This is a genomic window from Photobacterium sp. DNB23_23_1 (assembly GCF_052873815.1).
Genome location: NZ_JBNNXT010000058.1, coordinates 21,710 through 29,715 on the forward strand (window position 1 = coordinate 21,710; position 8,006 = coordinate 29,715).

Sequence of the window (8,006 nt, forward strand, 5' to 3'; positions counted from 1 at the left end):
CTCGTTTTTTGTGTTAACTGGCTACGCAAACTAGAAGTAGAAGCGTGTACCAAAGACAAAGCGAGTGAAACTATCTTCGAGGCCATCTTTCGTCACATTGATATCATCCGTCGCGATGCTGTAATTCACCTCGGCACTTATCGCTACATGTGGGTTAACAAAATACTTAATCCCGCCTGCAAATTTAAGCGTCATCGCAGTCGCATCTTCAAAGTCGAAGTCAAAATCACCATCACTCCCTGACAGGTTTGCGACTTGGGCTGCTAAACCCAAATATGGCACCCAGTTAGTGCTATTGGTAAAGTTATACTCAGTAAAAGCACCTAGCTGGAACTGCTGTGAGCTGTCACTCATGCTTACATCCAACACGCCACCGATTTCCCAATCTTCACGAATAAAATAGCCATAGGATGTGTTAAGGACAAACAGATAGTCATCAACATAGTCAAGGTCTAGACTACCTTGGAGGCCAAACTCTTGTGTCCCCTGCTCCAAAGTAACCCCTGCTAACGCTGGCGTTGCCGCCCCCAACGCTAATAATGTTGCTATTGCCACTGCATGCTTCTTCATGATTATTCTCTCCTTGTTGTATGCTGCAAAATAATCATAGATGCTAGAGCAAAAAGTTACTAAATTGTTTCATTATCTTTGTGACACAAAAAAGGCCAACTTACGTTGACCTTCTTTTTCAGCGTCTATTGGCACTAAAACTTAGCGTTCCCAATATGCTTCTTCCAGGCTGTCTTCACGCTCAGGCAGGCCACGAGACAGACGCGGAGAATGCTGCGCCAATACTTCGTAGCTCACTCGGTTCGAGTACAAGCAAACCTGTGAGAAAGACGAATAAGTCAGGAAATCAAACTGATGCTTGCTCGACTTCGGTACATTGTCTTTGTGGTAACGGTTCGCAGACATATCGTGCAACAGTGCAGACAATGCACCATCACCGGCACCGTTGGTGTTCTTGATACGTTCAGGGCCACCCATATATGGGGCAATGTGAGAGTACACCTTGATCGGGGTCTGACACTCTGATTTCAGCATTGGGCGGCTGAATTCGTAACGGTTGAACTCAGGAATTTCACCCGGTAGCAACGGTAGGCTGGTTTCACGCTTGGCTTCATCTTCAGTGTAGCCAGCCGTGTAAAGACCGACAGGGCCTGCAGTGCAAAGCACCAAATCAACCCACTCAAGGGTTTTTTCAGAGGCGATCAATGGATCAGATTCACCGGTCAGGGCTTCGGCTTCATCTTCGTTCATCGCAACAACCGTCACATGATCACGAAGGAAGTCACGCCACCACTGTGGATCATCCTCAATCACAAACTTGGTCCCCAATGTCAGAACGACAGGCACATCATGCTTCTTGGCGTATTCAATGGCCTGCATGGTAGCTGCTGGCATTGGGTCGCCGTCTTTACAACGTACCAGGTAAGCGGTGAGTACCAAGGCTGAAGCGCGTTTAAACACATCTTCCGGAATGCTGCTTGGGTCAAGCTGGTTCATGCGCCCTTCGTTGATCGCGAAAGTGCGCTCGCCTTCTTTAGAGATCAGAGCGAAACAACGGCCGATAGGGCCATTGACCGGTTGCAGGTGGTTCATATCCATACGGCTTGATGTGTTGCACAGATAACGATAGGCATAGCTGCCAATTTCGATATCTTTACTCATCACACCCAATAGGACCGATTTATCATCAGCCAACACCGAGTAGTTATGGAGGGTATTACCGATAGTACCACCAGCGAATTCATGGCTGATCAGTTCTTTTTCTTTCAGCTCACGGTATAGCGCTTCAGCTTTCTCATCGGAGATCACCAACGAGTGACCTTTACTTAGCTCATAGCGTTCCAGGAATTCATCTTCGACGCATGCTTCAATATCAACCAGTGTCTGGTCAATACCGACAATATGCGTGCGTGTTAGTCGCTTGTCTTGCTTAGCTTGACTAAGAAGGGGATCACGAGCATGGACCGGGAAATAATGCTTCGATTTGCGTTGGCCTGGAAATTTCATGTCAATGAGCTGTCTGTTGAGAAATTTTTGCGAATTCTATCACAGAATATAGAACAAAAAAGAAAAAGCTCTCACAGAATGTGAGAGCTTTGTAGCTAATCAGGAAAGTTATCCATACAGGGCGTTAAGCTATGGCGACACTCGGTCGCTATTAGGTTAATCCCTACCAACCTTGGCTATGTTGCTTTACCAGCGAAGCCATTAATTTGATATGGTCTGGGCTGTCATTCAGGCAAGGGATCAAATTGAAACTCTCCCCGCCGGCTTCAATAAAGACCTCTTTGCACCCTTCGGCGATCTCTTCCAGCGTTTCTAGGCAGTCCACCGAAAATGCCGGGCAAATCACATCAAGACGCTTCACGCCTTTTTGAGCCAACTCTCGAATCGTCCCTTCAGTATAAGGCTTGAGCCATTCTTCACGGCCGAAAATAGACTGATAGCTCATACTCATTTGCTCACGCGGCATGTCGAGTTGTTCAGCCAGCAGAGCCGTGGTGCCATTACAGTGTTCAGGATACGGGTCGCCATTGTCAGCATAGCGCTTTGGTATCCCATGGTAAGAACACAGCAGATAATCAGCCTTGCCGTTCTCTTGCCAAAAATCAGTAACAGATTCAGCCAGCGCTGAGATGTAATCAGGATGGTCAAAATAGTGGTTCACAAAGCGCAACTCGGGGATCTCCGCCCTCGCCTTAAGCACCTTCGCCACTTTATCGAACACCGCCGCAGTGGTAGTACGTGAGTACTGCGGGTATAAAGGAAGCACCAATACGCGTTCGCAGCCCTGCTGCTTGAGTGCATCAAGGCCATCGAGCATACTCGGACTACCGTAGGTCATGCCCAACTCAACGGGTACTCCCAGGGAGTCTTGCAATGCCTGCTGCTGACGTTTCGAATACACCATCAGTGGGGAGCCTTCATTCATCCATACTGACTGGTACAGCTTGGCAACTTTCGGCGCGCGGACAGGCAAAATTACCCCGTGTAAGATCGGACACCATAGCCAACGGCTCATATCAACCACACGATGGTCATGAAGGAATTCAGATAGAAACCGCTTCACTCCAGCCGGTGTTGCTTCATCAGGTGTTCCCAGATTAACTAGCAGAACCCCATACGGGCGGGTTTGATTATTGTTATCTATGTTTTGCTCGCTCATATCATCCTTCACGCTAACGGCGGTAATGGCCGATCAAGTCAACTATGGGTTGATATAACTGTATCAGTTTTCTTTTCAGTCGGTTATACCTTATCAGATAATAATTAGATCATTTTTCTGCAATAAAAAAGCGGGCTGACCCAATGGCCAGCCCGCTTGAAAACTTGCTAAGCAACGTGCGATTAAGCCAGTGCTTTTTCCAGCTCTGCGCTTACTGTTGCTACAGGTTGAGTACCGTCAAATTTAAGGTACTTAGTGTTGCCTGCGTCTGCTTCTTTGTTGTAGTAAGCAATCAAAGGAGCTGTCTGCTCATGGTATACACCTAGGCGAGCACGTACAGTTTCTTCTTTGTCGTCATCACGAACAACAAGATCTTCACCTGTTACGTCGTCTTTACCTTCAACCTTCGGCGGGTTGTAAATTGCGTGGTAAGTACGACCAGAAGCTAAGTGGGCACGACGGCCAGCCATACGCTCAACGATCACGTCGTCAGCTACGTCAAATTCGATCACGTAGTCAACTTCAACGCCAATTTCTTTCAGGCCATCAGCCTGAGGAATTGTGCGTGGGAAGCCGTCAAGCAGGAAGCCTTTTGCACAGTCGTCTTCAGCAATACGCTCTTTAACCAGACCTAGGATGATGTCGTCTGACACAAGCTGGCCAGCATCAATGACGGATTTCGCTTGTTTACCTAGCTCAGTACCAGCCTTGATTGCCGCACGTAGCATATCACCAGTAGAAATCTGTGGAATACCAAATTTCTCCATGATGAATTGTGCCTGAGTACCTTTACCTGCACCTGGAGCGCCCAGAAGAATGATGCGCATCTTGTTCCCCTTTAGATTTGAATGGAGTTTTCAAAGAAGTGAAAAATACACTGATTAAGCCGTAGTCGCAAGCCCAGTCCCTGACTGGGCTGCGGTTACATGCTGTATCAGAATACAATTTGACACCGGTAGCTGGCGATTAGACCTTCGTCATACCCTACTCCGGCGCTATTTTTCCCTTACATTAGCCAAGCAGTTTATTCACCGCGGCAAGGAACTGGGATGGATCGTCCATCGTGCCCTTCTCCGCCAGCATCGCCTGCCCCAACAACATTTCCACCCAACGGCCAAAGACTTCCTCGTCAGCTTCATCAGCCATCTTAATCACCAAAGGGTGCTCCGGGTTCAACTCAAAGATGTATTGGACTTCTGGTGCGTCATGGCCTGCAGCAGCCAGAAGTTTCGCCATTTGGGTACCCATCTCATTTTCATCGGTAACCACAACTGCTGGGGTGTCTTTTAGCTTGAACGTAGTACGTACGTCTTTCACCCTTTCGCCAAGGTACGTTTTGCTTCGCTCAACTACCGATTGGAAGGCTTCTTCTGTTTCCTTGCGTTTCTCTTTCTCTTCTTCCTGTTCAAAGGCAGACAGATCAAGGTCGGCTTTGGTGATCGCTTGGAACGACTTACCATCAAATTCAGGCAAGTGACCCATCAACCACTCATCGATGCGATCATGCATTAGCAGCACTTCCAACCCTTTGCTGCGGAACTGCTCTAGGTGTGGGCTGTTCTTCGCCGCGCTGAAGCTGTCAGCCGTCAGGAAGTAAATTTTATCCTGACCTTCTTTCATCCGCTCGATGTAACCAGAAAGCGAAACGGTCTGCTCAACGGTTTCGGCATAGGTCGAACTGAAACGAAGTAGCTTAGCGATCTTCTCACGGTTAGTGAAATCTTCCACCGGGCCTTCTTTCAGTACCTGACCGAATTCATTCCACAGCGTTTGGTATTTGTCAGCGTCTTTGCTCGCCAAACGCTCCATCATGGTCAGGGCACGCTTGGTACACGCCTTGCGCAGTGACTGAGTTACCTTGTTGTCCTGTAGGATTTCTCGCGATACGTTCAGCGGTAAATCGTTCGAGTCAATCAGGCCGCGCATAAAGCGCAGGTAAGACGGCATAAACTGCTCAGCGTCATCCATAATGAAGACGCGTTGAACATACAGTTTCAGGCCGTGCTTGCTGTCGCGATTGTGCATGTCCCAAGGCGCTTTCGATGGGATATACAGCAGGCTGGTGTAATCCTGCTTACCTTCAACGCGGTTATGACTCCAGGTCAACGGCTCGGCAAAATCATGGGATACATGATTGTAGAATTCTTTGTATTCTTCTTCAGAAATATCTGACTTATTGCGGGTCCAAAGCGCTTGCGCTTTATTGATTTGCTCCCACTTACGACCTGTTTCCTTCCCTTCCTCGTCACGCTCAACGGTTTGGATATGAACAGGAATACCGATATGATCCGAGTATTTGCCGATGATCTCACGCAAGCGGTGCTCACTCAGGAATTCCTTCTCGTCTTCACGAAGGTGAAGCACGATTTCGGTACCTCGGCTCTCTTTTTCGATATCTTCAATCGTGTAGTCACCTTCACCACCCGACTGCCATGACACCGCTTGATCGGCTGCAACACCCGCTGCACGGGTATTCACGGTCACGGAATCTGCCACGATAAAAGCAGAATAAAAGCCGACACCGAACTGGCCAATCAGCTGAGAGTCTTTCGTCTCATCTTCGCTCAGCTTGGCGAAGAAGTCCTTAGTACCTGACTTGGCAATCGTACCCAGGTGCTCAATCACATCATCGCGACTCATACCGATGCCATTGTCACTGATGGTTAGCGTACCAGCCTGCTCGTTGAAAGATAGCTTCACGCCAAGCTCGGCATCATTTTCATACAAGTCTGGCTGAGATAGTGCACGGAAACGCAACTTATCTGCGGCATCGGACGCATTAGAAATCAACTCGCGCAAAAAGATCTCTTTGTTGGAGTACAAAGAATGAATCATCAATTGCAGCAGCTGCTTCACCTCAGACTGAAAACCACGGGTTTCCTTGTTTTTATGGATAGTGTGTTCGCTCATTTCAACTCCGAAACTTGTATCAATAAACATTCAGGGGTCTAAAACAGCCGCATACCTGGTGCTGCATCCCTTTACATTTCACTTTAAGCAAAGTGCCTGAGTATATAGATGTGGCCAAACGCATCAATTTCAACCTAAAATGCAGCTTTTATGTTTTTGATGTTTTTTCAGAACCGTTTTTTATAATTTTTACATTCAGATGAGATTCAGGGTATGCATGGTATATATTCGCCGCAGGCGTACCCTTGGTGCTAAAAATGAATAAATTAGAAAGTAAATTCCTTATTGGTCAACGTTTTTTGTTTGATCCATATGACAACAGCTTGATCGACCAACACGAAAGTGATGAGCTTACTCGCCTCGGCAGTAATGAAAGCCGGGCTCTCAGTTTGCTTATCGAAGATCCAGGAGCCATCATCACTCGCCACCGCCTACATGAATATGTATGGCGAGAGCAAGGTTTTGAGGTGGATGACTCAAGCCTGACCCAAGCCATTTCTACCTTAAGAAAAGCGCTTAAAGACTCCACAAAATCACCGGAATTCATCAAAACCGTACCCAAACGCGGTTACCAGATGATTGCCATGGTTGAGTCGCTGTCAGAGATCGACTCTAGCACCAGTGCCGCGCAGGCTGAAACACTGGCCGAGAAATTGGACGAGCCGTCTGAAATTGAACGTGAACTGTTTGAGCACAGCCAGCAGGTCACGACAGCCAAAACGTATTCACCTGCTTCTCATTCACAGACTCCAAAACGCCCACTACCGATGGCAGCGATCTCTGGTGTACTGGTACTGATGGCCCTGCTATTACCTATTCTTGTTAACCTCGGAATGCCACCAAAGTCAGCGGCTTTCGAGCCTTTTGCCGTTGTCGATGATGTTCCGGTCCTTACCCCGGCCAACCATCCTTCGCTAACACAATGGCAAGGCATGATCACCCAATGCGTTGAAAGCTATCTTAGCTACCACCCGGCAGACAAGCGTCCAATGGAAGTCATTGTGTCTGGCGGCCAACACTCTCAGCTGTGGGTTAACTATGTTCACTCGTTTGATAATCCAGCTGAGAATGTGACCCTTCGTTTGTTGACTAGCCATAAGGACAATGTTTCGATATGTCAGTAAATACTCACAAACAGACCGCAAAACATTTTGTTTATCGGTATTGGGCATTTATCCTGTTTGGCCTATCCGTCCTGTTCAGTACTTGGCTTTATTACTCCAGCGACTACATGCAAGAGCAACTCCTGCTCTCTCGCGAGTGGCAATCAAAGACTGTAAGCCGCATCGAAGAGACCGAGATAGAGCAACTCGGTATGCTGCGCCGTGTCGAGCAAACCAGCCATGTGGTATACCTACCGAACTACACTTATTCGCGCATCACCTTGATGAGGCTTTTCAGTGACAATGAACAACCACTCACCATCCATATATCGGAGTCAGGCAAGTGGGATGTCAGCGGTAAGTACCTACTGACCGAACCTCTGGAATTCAAAGATATTACTTCAGGCACCAATGAAGACTTCCAACCGGAACATCTGCAGATCATCAACCAAATTTACCGTATGGATGCTCAGCAGAGCCGAAGAATGGATATCATTGACGAGAAGACCATCTTGCTTACCAGCTTGTCGTACGGCTCGCATATTCTTTACTCGCTGTAAGCCAAACATTCGAACTTAATTAACCGCTCAGCAATGGGCGGTTTTGTTTTTTGGGCGATAGGCGATAGGCGATAGGCGATAGGCGATAGGCGATAGGCGATAGGCGATAGGCGATAGGCGATAGGCGATAGGCGATGCAGATTTTAGAAAAGCCCACTAGATTTCAAGCTCTTGCTCTTTGTTCTTATACCAAACTGGAAAATTAACTGGTCAGGTTGATCCACTCTCTTGAACACATTTTTGATACCCTTTGGGGAC

The 8,006-nt window shown here is 47.7% G+C and carries 7 protein-coding genes; 2 read left to right on the forward strand and 5 right to left on the reverse strand.

The window, feature by feature from the left end; genetic code table 11:
• Positions 1–30 precede the first annotated feature (30 nt).
• The 5 genes from ACVA53_RS23275 to htpG form a co-directional block, all read right to left on the reverse strand.
• Complete coding sequence (locus ACVA53_RS23275) at positions 31–570, reverse strand: outer membrane beta-barrel protein (protein ID WP_255040180.1); 540 nt, start codon at positions 568–570, stop codon at positions 31–33.
• Between the two features lie 141 nt (positions 571–711).
• On the reverse strand, positions 712–2,016 hold the full coding sequence (locus ACVA53_RS23280; RefSeq protein ID WP_255040181.1) for an inosine/guanosine kinase: 1,305 nt from the start codon (positions 2,014–2,016) through the stop codon (positions 712–714).
• A 163-nt stretch (positions 2,017–2,179) separates the two neighbouring features.
• Positions 2,180–3,175 carry a ferrochelatase gene (gene hemH / locus ACVA53_RS23285; protein WP_446506414.1) on the reverse strand — a complete coding sequence of 332 codons (996 nt, stop codon included), beginning with the start codon at positions 3,173–3,175 and terminating at the stop codon, positions 2,180–2,182.
• A 182-nt stretch (positions 3,176–3,357) separates the two neighbouring features.
• Positions 3,358–4,002, reverse strand: a complete 645-nt coding sequence (adk, locus tag ACVA53_RS23290; protein ID WP_255040183.1) for an adenylate kinase — start codon at positions 4,000–4,002, stop codon at positions 3,358–3,360.
• 184 nt (positions 4,003–4,186) lie between these two features.
• A complete protein-coding gene (htpG, locus tag ACVA53_RS23295) occupies positions 4,187–6,085 on the reverse strand; it encodes a molecular chaperone HtpG (protein ID WP_446506415.1) in 1,899 nt (632 codons plus the stop codon).
• 257 nt (positions 6,086–6,342) lie between these two features.
• Between htpG and ACVA53_RS23300 the strand changes: the two genes are divergently transcribed.
• Together ACVA53_RS23300 and ACVA53_RS23305 are read left to right on the forward strand one after the other, a co-directional pair.
• Positions 6,343–7,209, forward strand: coding sequence for a winged helix-turn-helix domain-containing protein (locus ACVA53_RS23300; RefSeq protein ID WP_446506416.1), 867 nt, complete (start codon positions 6,343–6,345; stop codon positions 7,207–7,209).
• Entirely contained in the window at positions 7,200–7,748 is a 549-nt protein-coding gene (locus tag ACVA53_RS23305; RefSeq protein WP_255040186.1) for a regulatory protein ToxS, read from the forward strand. Before ACVA53_RS23300 ends, ACVA53_RS23305 begins: the two co-directional genes overlap by 10 nt.
• Positions 7,749–8,006: the final 258 nt, after the last annotated feature.